The sequence below is a fragment of the Streptomyces sp. NPDC020362 genome, from assembly GCF_040642095.1.
In the GTDB taxonomy this organism is placed as follows: domain Bacteria; phylum Actinomycetota; class Actinomycetes; order Streptomycetales; family Streptomycetaceae; genus Streptomyces.
The window spans coordinates 19,134-40,090 of the sequence record NZ_JBFAET010000008.1; the positions used below are offsets into that span (position 1 = coordinate 19,134).

Genomic DNA, 20,957 nt, shown 5'->3' on the forward strand with positions numbered 1-20,957 from the left:
CCACTCCCTAGGATTTCCGCCATGAGCATGGGCGTGCTGGTCCTCGTCGCCGCGCTGTGGGGCGCGGCCGCAGGGGCGCTGCTGCCCCGGGCCGCGTACCGCTTCGCCGTCCCGGAAGGGGAGCCGTGGCGTGAGCGGTGCGCGGGCGGACACCCGGTCCGCGGGTGGCTCGGCGGGGCGCGGTGCGCACAGTGCGCGGGGGGCGCACAGGAGCGGGCGCGGGCGGAAGCTGAGCGGCGGGCGCGGGCGCAGACGGATGCAGAGCAACAGGCGCGGGCGCAGACGGATGCAGAGACGCGGGCGCGGGCGCAGGGTGAAGTCGAGGCGCAGGCGCCGTACGCCCCCTCCGCGCTCCTCCTCGCCACCGCCACAACCCTCACCTGCGCCGCCCTCGCCGCCGCCACCGGTACCCGGCCCGAGCTGGGTGTCTGGCTCCTGCTCGCGCCGGTCGGGGTGCTGCTGGCCGCCGTGGACCTCCGGGTGCAGCGGCTGCCCGACCCGCTGACCCTGCCGCTCGCGGCCGCAGCCCTCGGCCTGCTCGGCCTCGTCGCGCTGATGCCCGAGCACGCCGGTCACTGGCGCACCGCGTTTTGCGGCACCCTCGCGCTGGGCGCCGGCTATTTCGTGCTCTTCCTCATCAACCCGTCCGGCATGGGCTTCGGCGACGTGAAACTGGCGCTCGGCACGGGCGCCGTCCTCGGCTGGTACGGCTGGCCGACGGTCCTGCTCGGCACCTTCGCCGGGTTCCTGCTCGGGGCGCTCTACGGCGGCGCACTCGTCGTCGCCCGGCGGGCGGGACGCCGGACACACATCCCCTTCGGGCCGTTCCTCGTCGCGGGCGCCCTCGCAGGGCTGCTGATCGGCGCGTACGCGGCCTGAACGCAGGCGGGCGAGACCCCTGGCGTAGGCTGGATCAGTCCGTCCACAACCCTTGACGAAAGGGACGCCCTGGTGACCGAGAAGGCCGACCTCCAGTCTGTCCTCGACCGTGCCGCTGCCGGTGGGCGGATCACCCCGGAAGAGGCACTCGCCGTCTACCGCGACGCCCCGCTGCACGCGCTGGGCGCCGCCGCCGACGCCGTACGCCGCCGCAAGTACGCCGGTACCGAGCACATCGCGACGTACATCATCGAGCGCAACATCAACTACACGAACGTGTGCGTCACGGCGTGCAAGTTCTGCGCCTTCTACGCGGCCCCCAAGGACACCGCCAAGGGCTGGACCCGCGACCTCGACGACATCCTGCGCCGCTGCGCCGAGACCGTCGAACTGGGCGGCACCCAGATCATGTTCCAGGGCGGCCACCACCCGGACTACGGCGTCGAGTACTACGAGAAGCACTTCAAGGCGATCAAGGACGCGTTCCCGCAGCTGGTGATCCACTCGCTCGGTGCCTCCGAGGTCGAGCACATGGCCCGGATCTCCGGCGTCCCGGTCGAAGAGGCCATCACCCGGATCCACGAGGCGGGCCTCGACTCCTTCGCGGGTGCCGGCGCCGAACTGCTGCCCGCGCGCCCCCGCAAGGCCATCGCGCCCCTCAAGGAGAGCGGCGAGCGCTGGCTGGAGATCATGGAGATCGCGCACAGGCTCGGCGTGGAGTCGACGTCCACGATGCTCATGGGCACCGGCGAGACCAACGCCGAGCGCATCGAGCACCTGCGGATGATCCGGGAGGTGCAGGACCGCACGGGCGGCTTCCGTGCCTTCATCCCGTACACCTACCAGCCCGAGAACAACCACCTGAAGGGCCGCACCCAGGCCACGCTCTTCGAGTACCTGCGGATGATCGCGATCGCCCGCCTGTTCCTGGACAACGTCCAGCACATCCAGGGCTCGTGGCTGACCACCGGCAAGGAGGTCGGCCAGCTGTCCCTGCACTACGGCGCGGACGACCTCGGCTCGATCATGCTGGAGGAGAACGTCGTCTCCTCGGCCGGCGCCAAGCATCGCTCCAACCGCCTGGAGATCATCGACCTGATCCGCAAGGCGGGCCGTGTCCCGGCGCAGCGCGCCACCACGTACGAGCACCTCGTCGTGCACGACGACCCGGCGAACGACCCCGTGGACGACCGCGTGGTCTCCCACATCTCCTCCACCGCGATCGAGGGCGGCACGGCCCATCCCGAGCTGAAGCTGCTGGCGTCCAACTGAGTCGGCCGTGCTGACACTTCATGTCGCCGAGCGGTCTCCCGAGGCGGCTGTTCTGGTCGACGGGGCGTCCGTGGCCGCCGTCGGCGCGTACGAGGACCTGGCCGCCGCCGAGCCCCGGGCGAGGGTGCGGCGCTGGCCCGGCATCCTCACCCCGGGGCTGCTGAACCCGTACGGTCCGGAGCTGCTGGAGGCCACCTACCATCCCGACCCGCGCGAGGCCGACGTCCTGGGCACCGAGCCCATCGGCGGGGCGCGGGCGAGGGAGATCTTCCGCAGTGATCCCGCGCGCCTCGGCGCGAGCGCGCGACGCGGGGTGCAGCGGATGCTGGCACACGGCACGGTGGCGGTGGCCGGGGAGCTGCGGTCGCGGGCCGTGGTCGACGCGGTGCGCAGGGCCGGGCTCGCGGTGGGGCAGCGGCCCGACCGCCTGCCGGGCCCGGCAGCGCTGTCCCCGACCCCGCTGATCCTGCTGCCCCGGCTCGTCCCCGGCGGGCCCGCCCGCTTCGCCGTGTTCGACGTGGCGGACCGCGCCGAACTGGTCCGCCGCGGAGCCGGAACCTGCGTGGCGACCGTGATCGGCGGGCGGTTGGTGTACCGGGGCCGCTGAGCCGCGCGCGGTCCCCCGAACCCGGGCTGCCACAATGGGCGGGTGACCCGCGCTTCCCTGAACAAGCAGCCGCACGAAGTCGCCTCGATGTTCGACGACGTGGCGGAACGGTACGACCTGACCAACGACGTGCTGTCGCTCGGCCAGGACCGGCGCTGGCGCAAGGAGGTGGCGAAGGCGGTCGACGCGCGCCCCGCGCAGAAGGTCCTCGACCTCGCGGCCGGTACGGCGACCTCCTCGCTGCCCTTCGCGCAGACGGGCGCGTACGTGGTCCCGTGCGACTTCTCGATCGGGATGCTCCAGGTCGGCAAGAAGAAGCACTCCTGGCTGCCGTTCACGGCGGGCGACGCGACGCGGCTGCCGTTCAAGGACGACACCTTCGACGCCGTCACCATCTCCTTCGGGCTGCGCAACGTGCAGGACACGGACGCGGCCCTGCGCGAGATGTACCGGGTGACCCGGCCCGGGGGACGGGTGGTGATCTGCGAGTTCTCGCACCCGACCTGGGCGCCCTTCCGGACCGTCTACACCGAGTACCTGATGCGGGCCCTGCCCCCGGTCGCGCGCGCGGTGTCCTCCAACCCGGACGCCTACGTCTACCTCGCCGAGTCCATCCGTGCCTGGCCCGACCAGCCCGGCCTCGCCGAGCGGCTGGGCAAGGCGGGCTGGTCCAAGGTGGCGTGGCGCAACCTGACCGGTGGTGTGGTCGCGCTGCACCGGGGCTTCAAGGAGAGCTGAGCCCGCCCGGCGGCTGCCGGTGTCTCACCGGTTGATCATCTCGAAGGCGTCCCCGGGCTCGCCCAGTTCGCGCTGCATGCCGCCCGTGGGCGGCCGTGGGATGCGCGGCTCGCGCACGCCTCCGCCGCCCTCACCCTCACCGAAGTCGAACCACACGTACACCATGGAGTCCGGCGGCACCTCGGCGCCGGGCTGCGGGTACTGGCGTACGACGTAGTCGACGACCGCGAGGTGGAAGTCCGGGCGGTCCGGCGCATTGAGGAACAGACCCCGCGCCCGGGCCGTTTCGCGCGCGTCCATGGCCATCAGGCCGACCAGACGAGGAACGCGCACTTCGGGTGTTTTGGGTGTTATACGCACAGATGTCACCCCCAGCGGTACTGGAAGGGTAACGCGGTCGCGTGCCGCCCGGAAGCTTCATGTGGCTTTCTGTGACAGTCAGTTACTCTGGGTCACAGGTCGAGTCGGTAGCAGTGCCCTTCCTGTGTCGAGGCCGGCGTCACGAACGTCTCCGCGAGCCGCATGCCCAGCCGCCGGGTGACCGCGATGGAGCGTTCGTTGCGGGCGTCGACCATCGCCACCACCTGCGGCACACCCGCCGCCCGCAACCGTGCGAGCGTCTCCTCCGCGGCCGCCGTGGCGTATCCCCGGCCCCAGTGCGCCCGGCTGAGCCGCCAGCCGATCTCGATCTCGCCCGCCGGCCCCCACGCGTGCGGCCACGGCTGGGCCCCGGTGAAGCCGACGACCTCGTCGCAGTCGTCCACGATCGACCACAGGCAGAAGCCCCGTTCCGCGTCGTGCCGGCGCTGGCGCGCGGTCAGCTCCTCGTAGACCGAGAGTTCGGCGGCCCTGCCTCCCTGGAACTCCATGACCTCGGGGTCGGCGAAGGCCCGGTGCCAGGCGAACGCGTCCTCGTCGGTGGGCACGCGCAGCCGTACTGCGGGAAGAGCGTCGTTCACGGGGCAACCCTTCAGCCGGGTGATCAATTCTGCTGCATAGACTGCCCATGTCCAGTGCCGGTCGGCACGCAGATTTCGAGCCTTGGGGAGATCCCGCCGTGACCGAGCCCCTCTCCGACAACACCGCCGATGTGATCGTCGTCGGCGCGGGGCCAGCCGGCTCCACCACCGCCTACCACCTCGCCAAGGCCGGACTCGACGTCCTCCTCCTGGAGAAGACCGAGTTCCCGCGGGAGAAGGTCTGCGGCGACGGCCTCACCCCGCGCGCGGTCAAGCAGCTGGTGGCCATGGGAATCGACGTCTCGCAGGAGGCCGGCTGGCTGCGCAACAAGGGCCTGCGCATCATCGGCGGCGGCGTCCGCCTCCAGCTGGACTGGCCGGATCTCGCCTCCTTCCCGGACTACGGACTCGTCCGCAAGCGCGACGACTTCGACGAGCAGCTCGCCCGCAACGCCCAGAAGGCCGGCGTCCGCCTCTACGAGCGCTGCAACGTGGGCGCGCCGGTCATCGACGACCGCACCGGCCGCATCACCGGCGTGACCGCCAAGCTCGGCGACGAGAAGCGCGAGGTCACCTTCCACGCGCCGCTGGTCGTCGCCGCCGACGGCAACTCCACGCGGCTGTCCCTCGCGATGGGCCTGCACCGCCGCGAGGACCGCCCGATGGGCGTCGCGGTGCGCACGTACTTCACCTCCCCGCGCCACGACGACGACTACCTGGAGTCCTGGCTGGAGCTGTGGGACCGCCGCGGCCCCCAGGACCGCCTGCTGCCGGGCTACGGCTGGATCTTCGGCATGGGCGACGGCACCTCCAACGTGGGCCTCGGTGTGCTCAACACCTCCGCCGCCTTCAAGGAGCTGGACTGGCGCGAGGTCCTCAAGGCCTGGTGCGCGTCCATGCCCGAGGACTGGGGCTACACCCCGGAGAACATGACGGGCCCGATCCGCGGCGCCGCGCTGCCCATGGCCTTCAACCGCCAGCCGCACTACACCAAGGGCCTGCTGCTCGTCGGCGACGCCGGCGGTCTGGTGAACCCCTTCAACGGCGAGGGCATCGCCTACGCCATGGAGTCCGGCCAGATCGCCGCCGACGTCATCGTCCAGGCCCACGCGCGGGCCACCCCCGCCCAGCGCGAGATCGCCCTCCAGCGCTACCCGCGTGTCCTGAAGGACACCTACGGCGGCTACTACACGCTCGGCCGGGCCTTCGTGAAGCTCATCGGCAACCCGAAGGTCATGCAGATCGCCGCCCAGCGCGGTCTGACCCACCCGATGCTGATGAAGTTCACCCTGAAGCTGCTGGCGAACCTCACCGACCCGACGGGCGGTGACGCGATGGACCGCATCATCAACGGTCTGAGCAGGGTGGCCCCGAAGGCGTGAGCGGCGGCCGGGGACCGTCCGGCGCCCCGAAGGCGTGAGCCCCGGCCGGGAGCCCCCCGGCGCTCCGCACGGGAGTGCCGGCCGGAGGGCCTCCAGCAGGGTCCTGCGGACCCGCTAGGCCCGGCTCAGCTCCTCGGCCCTGGCCGCCCGGCGGGCGAACACCTCGTCCCGCCGGGCCGCCATCTGCCGCAGCGCGTCCTTTTTGTCCCGCTTGGCGAGCCGGTCCAGGTAGATGTACCCGTGGGTGTGGTCGGTCTCGTGCGCGAGGCAGCGGGCGAAGTATCCCGTGCCCTCGACGACGAGCGGACGGCCGTCCTTGTCCTGCCCGCGCACGAGGGCCCGGTCCGGCCTCGGTACGGCCATCACGGCGCCCGGCACCGACAGGCATCCCTCGCCCTCGTCGATCAGCCGGCGCCCGGCCGAGGCGGACTCCAGTACGGGATTGATGATGTGTCCGACATGCCGGATTCCGTCGTCATCGGGGCAGTCGTACACGAACAGGCGCAGATCGACACCGACCTGATTCGCCGCCAGTCCCGCCCCCTCGGCGACATACATCGTGAGGAACATGTCGTCGATGAGCGCGGCGAGGTCGGGTCCGAACTCCGTGACGTCCCGGCACGGCTTGTGCAGGACCTCCTCGCCGACCTCGGTGATCCGGCGCACCGCTCCGCGCCCGGCCTCGGGGGCGTGGCGCGGGTAGTGGTCGGCGGGGCTTCCCTGGACGAACACGCGTGGCATCGCGCCGTCTCCTTCGCTCGTGGACGGACCACCGGGCGGCGGCCCGCACAGAGCATGCCAGGGAAGACGCAAGGGCCGCTGCCCCCGAGCGGCTGCGGCCCTACGCGTGTGAGAGACGTGCTGAGCGCTCAGAGCACTCGCACGGCGCCGGTCGGCGGGTCGTACGACAGCGGGTGCTCCCCGACGCCGCTGGACGGGTTCTGCGCGCCGACGAACATGCCGTCGCCCACGTACACCGCCACGTGGTACGCGCTGCCCGCGCTGCCCCAGTACAGGATGTCGCCCGGCTGCAGGTTGCTCAGCGACACCTGGGTGCCGGCCGTCGACTGGTCCTGGGAGACGCGCGGCAGGCTGATGCCCACCTGCTTGAAGGCCGTCTGCACCAGGCCGGAGCAGTCGTAGGCGCTGGGGCCGGTGGCGCCGGAGACGTACGCCTTGCCGATCTGCGCCTTCACGAACGAGATGACGGCCGCGGCCGAACCGGTCGCGGTGGACGTGCTCGTCGAGGTGCTGGAGGAGGTGTCGGTGCTCGCCTTGGTGGAGAGCGTCGTCCGCTCCGCGTTGCGCGAGGCGCGCGCGGCGGCCTCCTTGCGGGCGGCCTCCTGGGCCTTCTTCTTGGCCTCCGCCGCCTTCTGCTTCGCGTCCGCGAGGTCCGACTTGGCCTGCTTCGCGGCGTTTGCGGCGGCCTGGTCGCGCTCGGCCTGCAGCTGGTAGTTCGCGGCGGCCTGCTGCGTGGCGTCCGCGGACTGGGCGACCTGAGCGGCCAGGTCGGCCGTCAGGGTGGGCAGTTCGAGGGTCTGCGTCACCGGCTCGGCAGCGTTCGCCGAACCGGACGCCCCGGCGACTGCCAGGGTGCTGAGGACGCCACCGGCAACTCCAGCCCGCACGGCGATGGTCGACGCGCTGCGGCGGGGCTTCCGGTGGCTGCGTATGTGAGCGGTGTGGGACATGGGAATAACCGGTACCAGGGGCTCCTTCATATCTTCAAGAAACGTGTGCTGCGCCACAGTTGTTCAATCGAGACCTCGAAGCCCGGGCGTGTCACTCTTTATTGACGCCGTAACGGACATTACGGGCGCCCGTGATCAAGCCCTTGATCACGGTCTTTGATCATTACGTCCGAATTGCCCCGCACCTACCACTGGTTCGGGTGGATGGCCAAGCCCGGTTCTCAGACCGCTCTCATGAATGTGGCGGAGGTCACGGAACGGTTACCGGAATGACGGCGTCCTGCGCGGGCAGGAGTTCGTGAACGCGTGCACGCGCCCGGGTGGTGTCCACATCCCGCCCCGGAGCTCCCTCTGATGTGTGAACGTGCTCCCCTATCAAGACTCCGGGTCCAGCGCCAATTTGCATGCAGGCGAACTCTCTTGATATTGAGACGCCCCCTCCGGCCTGCGGCGACGAACGAAAATGTCACTTCTGGTGATCACCTGAACGCTTCGCGTATGAAGATCACCCATCATCCGACTTCATGATCCTTCGTCAGGTGGTGGAGATCACAAAGCTTGTGCAATACCCCGTGTCGCAGATCACAGAGTGGCGGGCATAAGATGCGGAGCAGTTGGGCTTGTGACCTGCTTCACATGTTCTCGATCTTCGCCCGGGGCGAGCGGGGTTCGTGGGACCGGTGGGGCGGATGTGAGCCCAGTGCAACCGCCACCAGTCAGTGCCGACTGAGAGGAGCGAGGAGCGGTGAACGCGTATGCGCCCATCCTCGTACTGGGAGCCCTCGGGGCAGGCTTTGCGATCTTCTCCGTGGTCATGGCCACGCTGATCGGTCCGAAGCGGTACAACCGCGCCAAGCTCGAAGCCTACGAGTGCGGTATCGAGCCGACCCCCACGCCGGCCGGCGGCGGGCGCTTCCCCATCAAGTACTACCTGACGGCGATGCTCTTCATCGTCTTCGACATCGAGATCGTCTTCCTCTACCCCTGGGCCGTCACCTTCGACGCCCTGGGGATCTTCGGGCTCGTGGAGATGCTGCTCTTCGTGCTCACCGTCTTCGTCGCATACGCGTACGTATGGCGGCGCGGCGGCCTGGAATGGGACTGAGGGGCCTTTAGAGACATGGGACTCGAAGAAAAGCTGCCGAGCGGCTTCCTGCTGACCACCGTCGAGCAGGCCGCGGGCTGGGTGCGCAAGGCGTCCGTCTTCCCCGCCACCTTCGGCCTGGCCTGCTGCGCCATCGAGATGATGACCACCGGCGCCGGGCGCTACGACCTTGCGCGCTTCGGCATGGAGGTCTTCCGCGGCTCGCCGCGCCAGGCGGACCTGATGATCGTCGCGGGCCGGGTCAGCCAGAAGATGGCGCCCGTCCTCAGGCAGGTCTACGACCAGATGCCCAACCCCAAGTGGGTGATCTCGATGGGCGTCTGCGCCTCCTCGGGCGGCATGTTCAACAACTACGCGATCGTCCAGGGCGTCGACCACATCGTCCCGGTCGACATCTACCTCCCCGGCTGTCCGCCCCGGCCCGAGATGCTGATGGACGCGATCCTCAAGCTCCACCAGAAGATCCAGACCTCCAAGCTCGGCGTGAACGCCGAGGAAGCGGCCCGCGAGGCGGAGGAGGCGGCGCTCAAGGCCCTGCCCACGATCGAGATGAAGGGGCTGCTGCGGTGAGCGACGCGAACGGCACCAACGGCGTGAACGGGTCCGCGAACGGGGTGAACCCCGAAAAGGACCTCGCCGCCTCCAACCTCCCCGGCCAGCGCGGCCAGGGCGGCGAGGAGATCCGCGTCCAGCGCGGCATGTTCGGCGCCGCGGGCGGCGGCGACACCTCCGGCTACGGCGGCCTGGTCCGCTCGGTCCGACTCCCGGGACCGGCGAGCCGGCCCTACGGCGGCTGGTTCGACGAGGTCGCCGACGAACTGGAGGGCGCCCTGGAGGAACAGGGACTCCTCCCCGAGAACGCCATCGAGAAGACGGTCGTCGACCGCGGAGAGCTCACCTTCCACGTCGAACGCGAGCACCTGCTCCGCGTCGCCCGCACCCTGCGCGACGACCCGGCCCTGCGCTTCGAGCTGTGCACCGGTGTCAGCGGCGTCCACTACCTGCAGGACACCGGTCGCGAGCTGCACGCCGTCTACCACCTGCGCTCGATCACCCACAACCGGTTGATCCGCCTCGAAGTGAGCGCCCCCGACAGCGAGCCGCACATCCCGTCCCTGGTCTCCGTCTATCCGACCAACGACTGGCACGAGCGCGAGACCTACGACTTCTTCGGGATCGTCTTCGACGGTCACCCGGCCCTGACGCGGATCATGATGCCGGACGACTGGCAGGGCCATCCGCAGCGCAAGGACTACCCCCTCGGCGGCATCCCCGTCGAGTACAAGGGCGCCCAGATCCCGGCTCCGGACCAGCGGAGGTCGTACTCGTGAGCACGCAGTCAGCATCCGCGGACTCCGCCGCTTCGGCGCGCGAGACCACCGAGGGCACCGTATATACGGTCACCGGCGGCGACTGGGACGAGGTCGTCCAGTCCGCGGCCCGCGCCGACGACGAGCGCATCGTCGTCAACATGGGTCCCCAGCACCCCTCCACCCACGGGGTGCTCCGCCTGATCCTGGAGATCGAGGGCGAGACGGTCACCGAGGCCCGCTGCGGCATCGGCTATCTGCACACCGGCATCGAGAAGAACCTCGAGTTCCGCACGTGGACGCAGGGCACCACCTTCGTCACGCGCATGGACTACCTGACGTCGTTCTTCAACGAGACCGCCTACTGCCTCGCCGTCGAGAAGCTCCTCGGCATCGATGACCAGATCACCGAACGCGCCAAGATCATCCGGGTGCTCCTGATGGAGCTGAACCGGATGTCCTCCCACCTGGTGTGCATCGCCACCGGCGGCATGGAACTGGGCGCCACCACGATCATGATCTACGGATTCCGTGATCGTGAAATGATTCTCGACATCTACGAGCTCATCACGGGCCTGCGCATGAACCACGCGTACATCCGGCCCGGCGGACTCGCGCAGGACCTGCCGCCCGGCGCGGTGGACCAGATCCGCGAGTTCGTGAAGAAGATGAAGAAGAACCTCCCGGAGTACGACAAGCTCGCCACCGGGAACCCCATCTTCAAGGCCCGTATGCAGGACGTCGGCCACCTCGATCTGGCCGGCTGCATGGCCCTCGGCGCCACCGGCCCGATCCTGCGCTCCACCGGCCTGCCGCACGACCTGCGCAAGGCACAGCCGTACTGCGACTACGAGACGTACGACTTCGACGTCCCGACCGCCGACAGCTGCGACTCCTACGGGCGCTTCCTGGTCCGCCTGGAGGAGATGCGCCAGTCGCTCAGGATCGTCGAGCAGTGCCTGGACCGGCTCCAGCCCGGCCCGGTCATGGTCGCCGACAAGAAGATCGCCTGGCCCGCCCAGCTCGCCCTGGGGCCGGACGGACTCGGTAACTCCCTCGACCACATCAAGAAGATCATGGGCACCTCCATGGAGGCCCTGATCCACCACTTCAAGCTGGTCACCGAGGGCTTCCGCGTCCCGCCGGGGCAGGCGTACGCGGCCGTCGAGTCGCCCAAGGGCGAACTCGGCGTGCACGCCGTCTCCGACGGCGGCACCCGCCCCTACCGGGTCCACTTCCGCGACCCGTCCTTCACCAACCTGCAGGCCATGGCGGCGATGTGCGAGGGCGGCCAGGTCGCCGACGTCATCGTCGCCGTCGCGTCCATCGACCCCGTGATGGGAGGCGTCGACCGGTGACCACCTCTTCTTCGGAGCGGGGCGTCAGCCTGGGCATGCCCGAACTGCCCGCGCCCGCGTACCCGGACGACGTCAGGACCCGGCTGGAGGCGGACGCGCGCGAGGTGATCGCGCGCTACCCGGACTCCCGGTCCGCCCTGCTCCCGCTGCTCCACCTCGTGCAGTCCGAGGAGGGCCACGTCACGCGCACCGGGATGCGGTTCTGCGCGGAGATGCTGGACCTGACCACGGCCGAGGTCACCGCGGTCGCCACCTTCTACACCATGTACCGGCGCAGGCAGTCCGGTGACTACCAGGTCGGGGTGTGCACCAACACCCTGTGCGCGGTGATGGGCGGCGACGCGATCTTCGAGACCCTCCAGGAGCACCTGGGCGTCGGCAACGGCGAGACCACCGACGACGGCAAGGTCACCCTGGAGCACATCGAGTGCAACGCGGCCTGCGACTTCGCGCCGGTCGTGATGGTCAACTGGGAGTTCTTCGACAACCAGAGCCCCACCAGCGCCAAACGCCTGGTCGACGACCTGCGCGCGGGACGGCCCGTCGAACCCACGCGCGGGGCGCGGCTGTGCACGTTCAAGGAGACGGCGCGGATCCTGGCGGGCTTCCCCGACGAGCGGCCAGGGGCCGTCGAGGAGAGCGGCAGCGCGGGACCCGCCTCGCTGGTGGGCCTTCGCCTGGCAAGGGGAGAGACCGCACCCGCGCGCGTGGTCCATCCGCGTGCCCAGGAACCTCAGGACGCGTCCTCCGCGGGCCAGGCCGAAGAGGAGGGGGAGTGATGACCGTGACACCTGAACTCAAGGACACCAGCCCCGAGAAGCTGCTCGCACCCGTGCTGTCGGCCTTCTGGGACGAGGACCGGTCCTGGACTCTGGACGTCTACCGGAGGCACGAGGGGTACGAGGGGCTCCGCAAGGCGCTCGCCATGTCGCCGGACGACGTGATCGCGTACGTCAAGGACTCCGGTCTGCGCGGGCGTGGAGGCGCGGGATTCCCGACCGGAATGAAGTGGCAGTTCATTCCGCAGGGTGATGGAAAACCGCACTATCTAGTTGTCAACGCCGACGAATCGGAGCCCGGGACCTGCAAGGACATCCCGCTCCTCTTCGCGAACCCGCACAGCCTCATCGAGGGCATGGTGATCGCGTGCTATGCCATCAGGTCGTCGCATGCCTTCATCTATCTGCGTGGTGAAGTCGTCCCCGTTCTGCGGCGGCTGCACGAGGCCGTGCGCGAGGCCTACGCGGCGGGCTACCTCGGCGAGAACATCCAGGGCAGCGGACTCGACCTCGACCTCACCGTGCACGCCGGCGCCGGCGCGTACATCTGCGGTGAGGAGACCGCACTGCTCGACTCGCTCGAAGGCCGCCGTGGGCAACCGCGGCTGCGTCCCCCCTTCCCTGCTGTCGAAGGGCTCTATGCCTGCCCGACTGTTGTGAACAACGTCGAGTCGATCGCGTCGGTTCCCGCCATCCTGAAAAACGGCAAGGAATGGTTCAGGTCGATGGGGAGCGAGAAGTCGCCCGGCTTCACGCTCTACTCCCTCAGCGGCCACGTCGCGAGCCCCGGCCAGTACGAGGCACCGCTCGGCATCACCCTGCGCCAGCTGCTGGAGATGAGCGGCGGGATGCGCCCCGGGCACCGGCTCAAGTTCTGGACGCCGGGCGGCTCCTCGACACCGATGTTCACCGACGAGCACCTCGACGTCCCCCTGGACTACGAAGGGGTCGGCGCCGCCGGTTCCATGCTCGGCACGAAGGCCCTGCAGTGCTTCGACGAGACGACCTGCGTGGTGCGGGCCGTGACCCGCTGGACCGAGTTCTACGCCCACGAGTCCTGCGGCAAGTGCACACCCTGCCGCGAAGGGACGTACTGGCTGGTGCAGCTGCTGCGGGACATCGAGGCCGGCAAGGGCGTCATGTCCGACCTCGACAAGCTCGCCGACATCGCCGACAACATCAACGGCAAGTCCTTCTGCGCCCTCGGCGACGGCGCGGCCTCACCGATCTTCTCCTCGCTCAAGTACTTCCGCGAGGAGTACGAGCAGCACATCACGGGCCGGGGCTGCCCCTTCGACCCGGCCAAGTCGACGGCCTGGGCGGACCGCCCGGAGGTGAACGCATGACCGTGACCACCAGTGCTCCCTCCGGAGGGGGGCAGGCGGCGGTCCCGCCGGAGGACCTCGTCACGCTGACGATCGACGGCGTGGAGATCAGCGTGCCCAAGGGCACCCTGGTCATCCGGGCCGCCGAGCAGCTCGGCATCGAGATCCCCCGCTTCTGCGACCACCCCCTCCTGGACCCGGTCGGCGCCTGCCGCCAGTGCATCGTCGAGGTCGAGGGCCAGCGCAAGCCGATGGCGTCCTGCACGATCACCTGCACCGACGGGATGGTGGTGAAGACCCACCTCACGTCCCCCGCCGCGGAGAAGGCCCAGCACGGGGTGATGGAGCTGCTGCTCATCAACCACCCGCTGGACTGCCCGGTCTGCGACAAGGGCGGCGAGTGCCCGCTGCAGAACCAGGCCATGTCGCACGGCAACGCCGAGTCCCGCTTCGAGGGCCGCAAGCGGACGTACGAGAAGCCCGTCCCGATCTCCACGCAGGTACTGCTCGACCGCGAGCGGTGCGTGCTGTGCGCCCGCTGCACCCGGTTCTCCAACCAGGTCGCGGGCGACCCGATGATCGAGCTGATCGAACGGGGCGCGCTCCAGCAGGTCGGCACCGGCGAGGGTGACCCCTTCGAGTCGTACTTCTCCGGCAACACCATCCAGATCTGCCCGGTCGGGGCGCTCACCTCGGCGGCCTATCGTTTCCGCTCCCGCCCCTTCGACCTGGTCTCCTCGCCTTCGGTGTGCGAGCACTGCTCCGGCGGCTGCGCGACCCGCACCGACCACCGGCGCGGCAAGGTCATGCGGCGGCTCGCCGCCAACGACCCCGAGGTCAACGAGGAGTGGATCTGCGACAAGGGACGCTTCGCGTTCCGTTACGCGCAGCTCAAGGACCGCCTGGACACTCCACTCGTGCGCAGCGCCGAGGGAGTCCTGGAGCCCGCCTCCTGGCCGGAGGCCCTGGAAGCGGCCGCGCGCGGGCTGAGCGCCGCCCGCTCCCGGGCCGGTGTCCTCATCGGCGGCCGGCTGACCGTCGAGGACGCCTACGCGTACAGCAAGTTCGCGCGCGTGGCGCTCGCAACGAACGACATCGACTTCCGCGCGCGCGTGCACAGCGGCGAGGAAGCCGACTTCCTTGCGGCCCGGGTCGCCGGCCGCGGCCGCGACCTCGACGGTACGGGCGTCACGTACAACTCCCTGGAGAAGGCCCCCGCCGTTCTGCTGGCCGGGTTCGAGTCGGAGGAGGAGGCCCCCGGCGTCTTCCTGCGGCTGCGCAAGGCCTGGCGCAAGCGCAAGCAGCAGGTGTTCGCGCTGGCCACGCATTCCACCCGAGGCCTGGAGAAGGCGGGCGGCACGCTGCTGCCGGCCGCTCCCGGCACCGAGACGGAGTGGCTGGACGCCCTCGCCGGCGGCGTCGGCCTGGAAGGGCCGGGTGCGCAGGCCGCAGAGGGCCTGCGCACCGAGGGCGCGGTGATCGTCGCGGGCGAGCGGCTCGCCGCAGTCCCCGGTGGCCTCACCGCCGCCGTCCGGGCGGCCGCCGCGACCGGCGCACAGCTGGTGTGGATCCCGCGGCGTGCGGGCGAGCGCGGTGCCGTCGAGGTGGGCGCGCTGCCGTCGCTGCTGCCGGGCGGTCGCCCGGCGACCGACCCGCGCGCGCGGGAGGAGGTCGCCGCCGTCTGGGGTCTCGCCGAACTGCCGCTGCGCTACGGCCGCGACACCCACCAGATCATCGAGGCCGCCGCCACCGGTGAACTGTCGGCGCTCGTGGTCGCCGGTGTGGAGGTCGCCGACCTGCCCGACCCGGCACGCGCGCGTGAGGCTCTCGACAGCGTCGGCTTCCTGGTGTCGCTGGAGCTGCGGCCCAGCGAGGTCACCGAGCGCGCCGACGTCGTCCTCCCGGTCGCCGCGGCCGCCGAGAAGGGCGGCACCTTCCTCAACTGGGAGGGCCGGGTGCGCTTCTTCGAGGCCGCGCTCAAGCCGGACCAGATGGCCCGCCGCCCCGCCCCGCCCGACGCGCGCGTGCTGCAGATGCTGGCCGACGCCATGGACGTCCACCTGGGTCTGCCGGACCTGCGTACCGCGCGCACGGAGATCGACCGGCTCGGCGCCTGGGACGGCCCGCGGGCCACCGAGCCCATGGAGTCCGCGCGACTGCTGCCCCGCCCCGCCGCGGGAGAGGCCGTACTCGCCGGGCACCGGCTGCTGCTGGACCAGGGCGTCCTGCAGGAGGGCGACGAGGCACTCGCCGGCACCCGGCACGCGGCACGCGCGCGTCTGTCGGCCGCGACGGCCGCCGAGGCGGGCGTCAGGGACGGCGACGTCCTCGCCGTCACCGGACCGGCCGGCACGACCGAGATCCCGCTCCGGATCACCGAGATGCCCGACCGGGTGGTCTGGCTCCCGCTGAACTCCGTCGGCGCGGGCGTCGCCTCCGACACCGGCGCACAGCCCGGTTCCCTCGTCCGTATCGGCCCGGCGGCACTCGCCGAAGAGGCCCCCAAGGAGGTGGAGGCATGAGCCCGTACCTCGCCGCTGAAGACCTCTCGATGTTCGGCCGCGACCCCTGGTGGCTGGTCCTCGTCAAGGCGGTGTTCTGCTTCGCCTTCCTGATGGTGACCGTGCTGTTCTCGATCGTCTGGGAGCGCAAGGTCGTCGCCTGGATGCAGCTGCGCATCGGCCCCAACCGGCACGGCCCCTGGGGCATGCTCCAGTCGCTCGCCGACGGCATCAAGCTGATGCTCAAGGAAGACATCATCGTCAAGCGCGCGGACAAGGTGGTCTACATCCTCGCGCCGATCGTCGCGGCCATCCCGGCCTTCATGGCGATCGCGGTGATCCCCTTCGGCCCGGCCGACAACGAGATCTCGATCTTCGGCCACCGCACCACGATGCAGCTCACCGACCTGCCGATCGCGATGCTCTACATCCTCGCGGTCGCCTCCGTCGGCATCTACGGCATCGTCCTCGCGGGCTGGAGTTCCGGATCCACCTACCCGCTGCTCGGCGGCCTGCGCTCCTGCGCTCAGATGATCTCCTACGAGATCGCCATGGGTGCCGCGTTCGCCTCCGTGTTCCTCTACTCGGGGTCGATGTCGACGTCCACGATCGTCGCGCAGCAGCAGGACCGCTGGTACATCGTGCTGCTGCCGGTCTCCTTCATCCTCTACATCGTCACGATGGTCGGGGAGACCAACCGCGCCCCCTTCGACATGCCCGAGTCCGAGGGCGACCTCGTCGGCGGCTTCAACACCGAGTACTCGTCGATCAAGTTCGCGATGTTCATGCTCGCCGAGTACGTGAACATGGTGACGGTCTCGGCCGTCGCGACCACGCTGTTCCTCGGCGGCTGGCGGGCTCCGTGGCCGATCAGCAGCTTCTGGGAGGGCGCGAACCACGGCTGGTGGCCGCTGCTCTGGTTCGTCATCAAGGTCCAGCTGCTGCTGTTCTTCTTCATCTGGCTGCGCGGCACGCTCCCGCGGGTCCGCTACGACCAGCTGATGAAGCTCGGCTGGAAGGTCCTCATCCCGGTCTCCGTGACCTGGCTGATGCTCGTCGCGACCGTGCGGGCCCTGCGCAACGAGAACTACGACTTCGCCGACATCGCCCTCTACGTCGGCGGCGGCGTCCTCGCCCTGCTGCTGATCTCCTTCATCGCCGACATGTTCCGCGAGAAGACCAGGACGGCCGGGCAGAGCGCCGCCCAGCAGCCCGGATTCGACGCGATGGCGGGCGGGTTCCCCGTACCGCCGCTGCCCGGACAGGAGCTTCCGCCGGTGCCCAGGCGCCGCTCGCGCCGCGAGCGGGAGCTGATTGTCAGTGGTGGGTCGGACACTGTCAGTGACGGATCTTCGGATGGAAAGGAGGCGTCCGATGGCTGAGGAGCCCAAGGAGACCAAGCCCGGTTTCCAGAATCCCGTGGCCGGCTTCGGCGTGACCTTCAAGGCCATGTTCAAGAAGCGGCTGACCGAGCAGTACCCGGAGCAGCAGAAGACCACGGCTCCGAGGTTCCACGGACGGCACCAGCTCAACCGCCATCCGGACGGCCTGGAGAAGTGCGTCGGCTGTGAGCTGTGCGCCTGGGCCTGCCCCGCCGACGCCATCTATGTGGAGGGCGCCGACAACACCGACGAGGAGCGCTACTCGCCGGGCGAGCGGTACGGCCGCGTCTACCAGATCAACTACGCGCGCTGCATCCTGTGCGGCCTGTGCATCGAGGCGTGCCCCACGCGCGCGCTGACGATGACCAACGAGTTCGAGCTGGCCGACTCCAGCCGCGCCAACCTCATCTACACCAAGGAGCAGCTGCTCGCCGGTCTCGAAGAGGGCATGGTCGACACGCCCCACGCGATCTTCCCCGGGACCGACGAGCAGGACTACTACCGGGGCCTGGTGACGCAGGCCGCGCCCGGCACGGTCCCCCAGATCGCCGTCTCCAAGGGTGAACAGCCGCAGATGGCGAGCCCTTCGGGCGCGCCCGAGGACCAGGAGGCGGACGCATGAGCCCGCAGCTCGCCGCCTACACCACCTCCACCGGTGAGGCCTTCCAGTTCTGGGTGCTCGGCACGGTCGCGGTGATCGGCGCCCTGTGCACCGTCTTCATGAAGAAGACCGTGCACAGTGCGCTCAGCCTCGCCGGCACCATGATCATTCTGGCGGTGTTCTACCTCGCCAACGGCGCCTACTTCCTCGGGGTCGTGCAGATCGTCGTCTACACCGGCGCGATCATGATGCTGTTCCTGTTCGTGGTGATGCTCGTCGGCGTGACGGCCGCGGACTCGCTGAAGGAGACCATCAAGGGCCAGCGCTGGCTGGCTCTTCTGTGCGGGGTCGGCTTCGGTGTCCTGCTCCTCACCGGCATCGCGAACGCCTCCCTGAAGGAGTTCGACGGGACCGGCTCGGCGAACGCGAACGGCAACGTGGTGGGCCTCGCGTCCCTCATCTTCACCAAGTACGTCTTCGCCTTCGAAATCACCGGCGCCCTGCTGATCACAGCGGCCGTCGGCGCCATGGTTCTCACCCACCGCGAGCGCACCGAGCGCGCCAAGACCCAGCGCGAGCTGGCCGAGCAGCGCGTCCGTGAGGGCAAGCACGTGCCACCGCTGCCCGCCCCCGGCGTCTATGCCCGGCACAACGCGGTGGACATCGCGGGCCTGCTCCCCGACGGCACCCCGTCCGAGCTGACCGTCAACAAGACACTGCGCGAGCGCGGTCAGATCCGTGACGTGTCCGCCGAAGCGCTGAACGACCTGCGGGCGCTGGAGCAGCGCGCGGAGGAGCGCCTGGAGCGTACGGAGATCGAACCGGCGCTCTTCAAGCGGGCCGAGGAGGCGTCGAAGTGAACCCCGTGAACTACCTCTACCTCGCCGCCCTGTTGTTCACCATCGGCGCGACCGGGGTGCTGATCAGACGCAACGCGATCGTCGTGTTCATGTGCATCGAGCTGATGCTCAACGCCTGCAACCTCGCGTTCGTCGTCTTCTCCCGGATGCACGGCAACCTCGACGGCCAGATCATCGCCTTCTTCACGATGGTCGTCGCCGCCGCGGAGGTCGTGGTGGGCCTCGCGATCATCGTGTCGCTGTTCCGTACCCGCCACTCGGCCTCGGTCGACGACGCCAGCCTGATGAAGCTGTAAGGGGTCGGAAGAATCGTGGAGAACCTGATCGCGCTGCTCATCGCGGCGCCCCTGCTCGGAGCGGCCGTCCTTCTGGTCGGCGGCCGTCGGCTGGACGCCGTCGGCCACTGGATCGGCACCCTGCTGTCGACCGCCTCCTTCGTGTTCGGTGTGATCCTCTTCGCCGACCTGCTCGGCAAGAACGCCGAACACCGCACCCTGACCCAGCACCTGTGGACGTGGATCTCGGTCGGCAGCTTCCAGGCGGACGTCACCTTCCGCCTCGACCAGCTGTCGATGACGTTCGTCCTGCTGATCACCGGCGTCGGCTCGCTGATCCACCTGTACTCGGTCGGGTACATGGAGCACGACGAGCGGCGCCGCCGCTTCTTCGGCTACCTGAACCTGTTCCTCGCGGCGATGCTGCTGCTCGTCCTCGCCGACAACTACCTGCTGCTGTACGTCGGCTGGGAGGGCGTCGGTCTCGCCTCCTACCTGCTGATCGGCTTCTGGCAGCACAAGCCCAGTGCCGCGACGGCCGCGAAGAAGGCCTTCCTGGTCAACCGCGTCGGCGACATGGGCCTGTCGATCGCGATCATGCTGATGTTCACGACCTTCGGGTCCTTCGCCTTCGGGCCCGTCTTCAGCCACGCCGGCGACGCCTCCGAGGGCAGGCTCACCGCGATCGGCCTGATGCTCCTGCTCGCAGCCTGCGGCAAGTCGGCCCAGGTGCCGCTGCAGTCCTGGCTCGGGGACGCCATGGAGGGCCCGACCCCGGTCTCGGCCCTGATCCACGCCGCGACGATGGTGACCGCGGGCGTGTACCTGATCGTCCGCTCCGCGGCCATCTTCAACCTGGCTCCGGACGCCCAGCTCGCCGTCACCGTCGTCGGTGCGGTCACGCTCCTCTTCGGTGCGATCGTCGGTTGTGCCAAGGACGACATCAAGAAGGCGCTGGCCGGCTCGACCATGTCGCAGATCGGCTACATGATCCTGGCCGCCGGCCTCGGCCCCATCGGCTACGTCTTCGCGATCATGCACCTGGTGACGCACGGTTTCTTCAAGGCCGGGCTGTTCCTCGGCGCCGGTTCCGTCATGCACGGCATGAACGACGAGGTCGACATGCGCAGGTACGGCGGCCTCAGGAAGTACATGCCGGTCACCTTCGTCACCTTCGGTCTCGGCTACCTCGCCATCATCGGCTTCCCGTTCCTGTCGGGCTTCTTCTCCAAGGACGCGATCATCGAGGCGGCCTTCGCGAAGGGCGGCACCCAGGGCTGGATCCTCGGCGGCGCGACCCTGCTGGGCGCGGCCATCACCGCCTTCTACATGACGCGCGTGATGCTGATGACGTTCTTCGGCGAGAAGCGCTGGCAGCCCGACGAGAACGGCCACGAGCCGCACCCGCACGAGTCGCCCAAGGTCATGACGATCCCGATGGTCGTGCTCGCGTTCGGGTCGGTCTTCGCCGGCGGCCTGTTCAGCATCGGCGACCGTTTCCTGAACTGGCTGGAGCCGGTCACCGGTCACAGCGAGGGTCACTCGCCGATCAGCGCGGGGGTGGTCACCGGCGCGACCCTGGTGTGCCTGGTCATCGGCGTCGGCATCGCCTGGGCGCAGTACGGCCGCAAGCCCGTACCGGTCGTCGCCCCGCGCGGCTCGCTGCTCACCCGGGCCGCCCGGCGCGACCTGCTCCAGGACGACTTCAACCATGTGGTCCTGGTGCGCGGCGGCGAGCACCTCACGCGCTCCCTGGTGTACGTCGACCACACCCTGGTCGACGGCGTGGTCAACGGCACGGCGGCCGGCTTCGGCGGTCTGTCCGGGCGGCTGCGCCGGATCCAGAACGGCTTCGCCCGCTCCTACGCGGTCTCGATGTTCGGCGGTGCGGCACTCCTGGTCGCCGCGACCCTGCTGATGAGGGCGGTCTGAC

At 69.7% G+C, this 20,957-nt stretch carries 21 protein-coding genes; 17 read left to right on the forward strand and 4 right to left on the reverse strand.

The window, feature by feature from the left end:
- Positions 1-21 precede the first annotated feature (21 nt).
- The 4 genes from AB0H32_RS05740 to AB0H32_RS05755 all read left to right on the forward strand — a co-directional run bounded on the left by AB0H32_RS05740 (position 22) and on the right by AB0H32_RS05755 (position 3,496).
- Positions 22-879 carry an A24 family peptidase gene (locus tag AB0H32_RS05740; RefSeq protein ID WP_361114772.1) on the forward strand — a complete coding sequence of 286 codons (858 nt, stop codon included), beginning with the start codon at positions 22-24 and terminating at the stop codon, positions 877-879.
- Between the two features lie 72 nt (positions 880-951).
- Positions 952-2,151: a cyclic dehypoxanthinyl futalosine synthase gene (gene mqnC, locus AB0H32_RS05745; protein WP_361114776.1), complete on the forward strand. Its 1,200-nt coding sequence runs from the start codon at positions 952-954 to the stop codon at positions 2,149-2,151.
- Between the two features lie 7 nt (positions 2,152-2,158).
- Positions 2,159-2,758 (forward strand): hypothetical protein, encoded by a 600-nt coding sequence (locus AB0H32_RS05750; protein ID WP_361114779.1) that lies wholly within the window; start codon positions 2,159-2,161, stop codon positions 2,756-2,758.
- 42 nt (positions 2,759-2,800) lie between these two features.
- Positions 2,801-3,496, forward strand: coding sequence for a demethylmenaquinone methyltransferase (locus AB0H32_RS05755; protein ID WP_361114782.1), 696 nt, complete (start codon positions 2,801-2,803; stop codon positions 3,494-3,496).
- Positions 3,497-3,520: 24 nt separating this feature from the next.
- On the opposite strand, the gene AB0H32_RS05760 is transcribed toward AB0H32_RS05755, so the two are convergent.
- Positions 3,521-3,829, reverse strand: a complete 309-nt coding sequence (locus AB0H32_RS05760) for a PASTA domain-containing protein (RefSeq protein WP_361114785.1) — start codon at positions 3,827-3,829, stop codon at positions 3,521-3,523.
- A 119-nt stretch (positions 3,830-3,948) separates the two neighbouring features.
- Complete coding sequence (locus AB0H32_RS05765) at positions 3,949-4,455, reverse strand: GNAT family N-acetyltransferase (protein ID WP_361114788.1); 507 nt, start codon at positions 4,453-4,455, stop codon at positions 3,949-3,951.
- 47 nt (positions 4,456-4,502) lie between these two features.
- On the opposite strand from AB0H32_RS05765, the gene AB0H32_RS05770 reads away from it, so the two are divergent.
- Positions 4,503-5,837, forward strand: a complete 1,335-nt coding sequence (locus AB0H32_RS05770; protein ID WP_361114791.1) for a geranylgeranyl reductase family protein — start codon at positions 4,503-4,505, stop codon at positions 5,835-5,837.
- Between the two features lie 114 nt (positions 5,838-5,951).
- Here the strand turns inward: AB0H32_RS05770 and def are convergent, their stop codons facing one another.
- Both def and AB0H32_RS05780 read right to left on the reverse strand, forming a co-directional pair.
- Positions 5,952-6,578, reverse strand: a complete 627-nt coding sequence (gene def, locus AB0H32_RS05775; protein WP_361114793.1) for a peptide deformylase — start codon at positions 6,576-6,578, stop codon at positions 5,952-5,954.
- 128 nt (positions 6,579-6,706) lie between these two features.
- The gene (locus AB0H32_RS05780; RefSeq protein ID WP_361114796.1) at positions 6,707-7,528 is read right to left on the reverse strand and encodes a C40 family peptidase; all 822 of its coding nucleotides are present in this window, start codon (positions 7,526-7,528) and stop codon (positions 6,707-6,709) included.
- Between the two features lie 745 nt (positions 7,529-8,273).
- Between AB0H32_RS05780 and AB0H32_RS05785 the strand changes: the two genes are divergently transcribed.
- The 12 genes from AB0H32_RS05785 to nuoL are packed head-to-tail and all read left to right on the forward strand — an operon-like array spanning position 8,274 to position 20,956.
- Positions 8,274-8,633, forward strand: a complete 360-nt coding sequence (locus AB0H32_RS05785) for an NADH-quinone oxidoreductase subunit A (RefSeq protein ID WP_003992243.1) — start codon at positions 8,274-8,276, stop codon at positions 8,631-8,633.
- 15 nt (positions 8,634-8,648) lie between these two features.
- Positions 8,649-9,203 carry an NADH-quinone oxidoreductase subunit B gene (locus AB0H32_RS05790; protein ID WP_003998928.1) on the forward strand — a complete coding sequence of 185 codons (555 nt, stop codon included), beginning with the start codon at positions 8,649-8,651 and terminating at the stop codon, positions 9,201-9,203.
- Positions 9,200-9,964 (forward strand): NADH-quinone oxidoreductase subunit C, encoded by a 765-nt coding sequence (locus AB0H32_RS05795; RefSeq protein ID WP_361114799.1) that lies wholly within the window; start codon positions 9,200-9,202, stop codon positions 9,962-9,964. The genes AB0H32_RS05790 and AB0H32_RS05795 overlap by 4 nt, the downstream gene beginning before the upstream one ends.
- On the forward strand, positions 9,961-11,301 hold the full coding sequence (locus tag AB0H32_RS05800; protein ID WP_361114802.1) for an NADH-quinone oxidoreductase subunit D: 1,341 nt from the start codon (positions 9,961-9,963) through the stop codon (positions 11,299-11,301). Before AB0H32_RS05795 ends, AB0H32_RS05800 begins: the two co-directional genes overlap by 4 nt.
- Positions 11,298-12,080 (forward strand): NADH-quinone oxidoreductase subunit NuoE, encoded by a 783-nt coding sequence (gene nuoE, locus AB0H32_RS05805; protein WP_361114805.1) that lies wholly within the window; start codon positions 11,298-11,300, stop codon positions 12,078-12,080. Before AB0H32_RS05800 ends, nuoE begins: the two co-directional genes overlap by 4 nt.
- Complete coding sequence (gene nuoF, locus AB0H32_RS05810) at positions 12,077-13,426, forward strand: NADH-quinone oxidoreductase subunit NuoF (protein ID WP_361114808.1); 1,350 nt, start codon at positions 12,077-12,079, stop codon at positions 13,424-13,426. The genes nuoE and nuoF overlap by 4 nt, the downstream gene beginning before the upstream one ends.
- Positions 13,423-15,927: an NADH-quinone oxidoreductase subunit G gene (locus AB0H32_RS05815; protein ID WP_361114811.1), complete on the forward strand. Its 2,505-nt coding sequence runs from the start codon at positions 13,423-13,425 to the stop codon at positions 15,925-15,927. The genes nuoF and AB0H32_RS05815 overlap by 4 nt, the downstream gene beginning before the upstream one ends.
- A complete protein-coding gene (gene nuoH / locus AB0H32_RS05820) occupies positions 15,924-17,288 on the forward strand; it encodes an NADH-quinone oxidoreductase subunit NuoH (protein WP_361114814.1) in 1,365 nt (454 codons plus the stop codon). Before AB0H32_RS05815 ends, nuoH begins: the two co-directional genes overlap by 4 nt.
- Positions 17,281-17,910 carry an NADH-quinone oxidoreductase subunit NuoI gene (nuoI, locus tag AB0H32_RS05825; RefSeq protein ID WP_361114817.1) on the forward strand — a complete coding sequence of 210 codons (630 nt, stop codon included), beginning with the start codon at positions 17,281-17,283 and terminating at the stop codon, positions 17,908-17,910. The genes nuoH and nuoI overlap by 8 nt, the downstream gene beginning before the upstream one ends.
- On the forward strand, positions 17,907-18,749 hold the full coding sequence (locus tag AB0H32_RS05830; RefSeq protein WP_361114820.1) for an NADH-quinone oxidoreductase subunit J: 843 nt from the start codon (positions 17,907-17,909) through the stop codon (positions 18,747-18,749). Before nuoI ends, AB0H32_RS05830 begins: the two co-directional genes overlap by 4 nt.
- Positions 18,746-19,045, forward strand: coding sequence for an NADH-quinone oxidoreductase subunit NuoK (gene nuoK, locus AB0H32_RS05835; RefSeq protein ID WP_073901863.1), 300 nt, complete (start codon positions 18,746-18,748; stop codon positions 19,043-19,045). The genes AB0H32_RS05830 and nuoK overlap by 4 nt, the downstream gene beginning before the upstream one ends.
- 15 nt (positions 19,046-19,060) lie before the next feature.
- Positions 19,061-20,956: an NADH-quinone oxidoreductase subunit L gene (nuoL, locus tag AB0H32_RS05840; RefSeq protein ID WP_361114823.1), complete on the forward strand. Its 1,896-nt coding sequence runs from the start codon at positions 19,061-19,063 to the stop codon at positions 20,954-20,956.
- Position 20,957 lies beyond the last annotated feature (1 nt).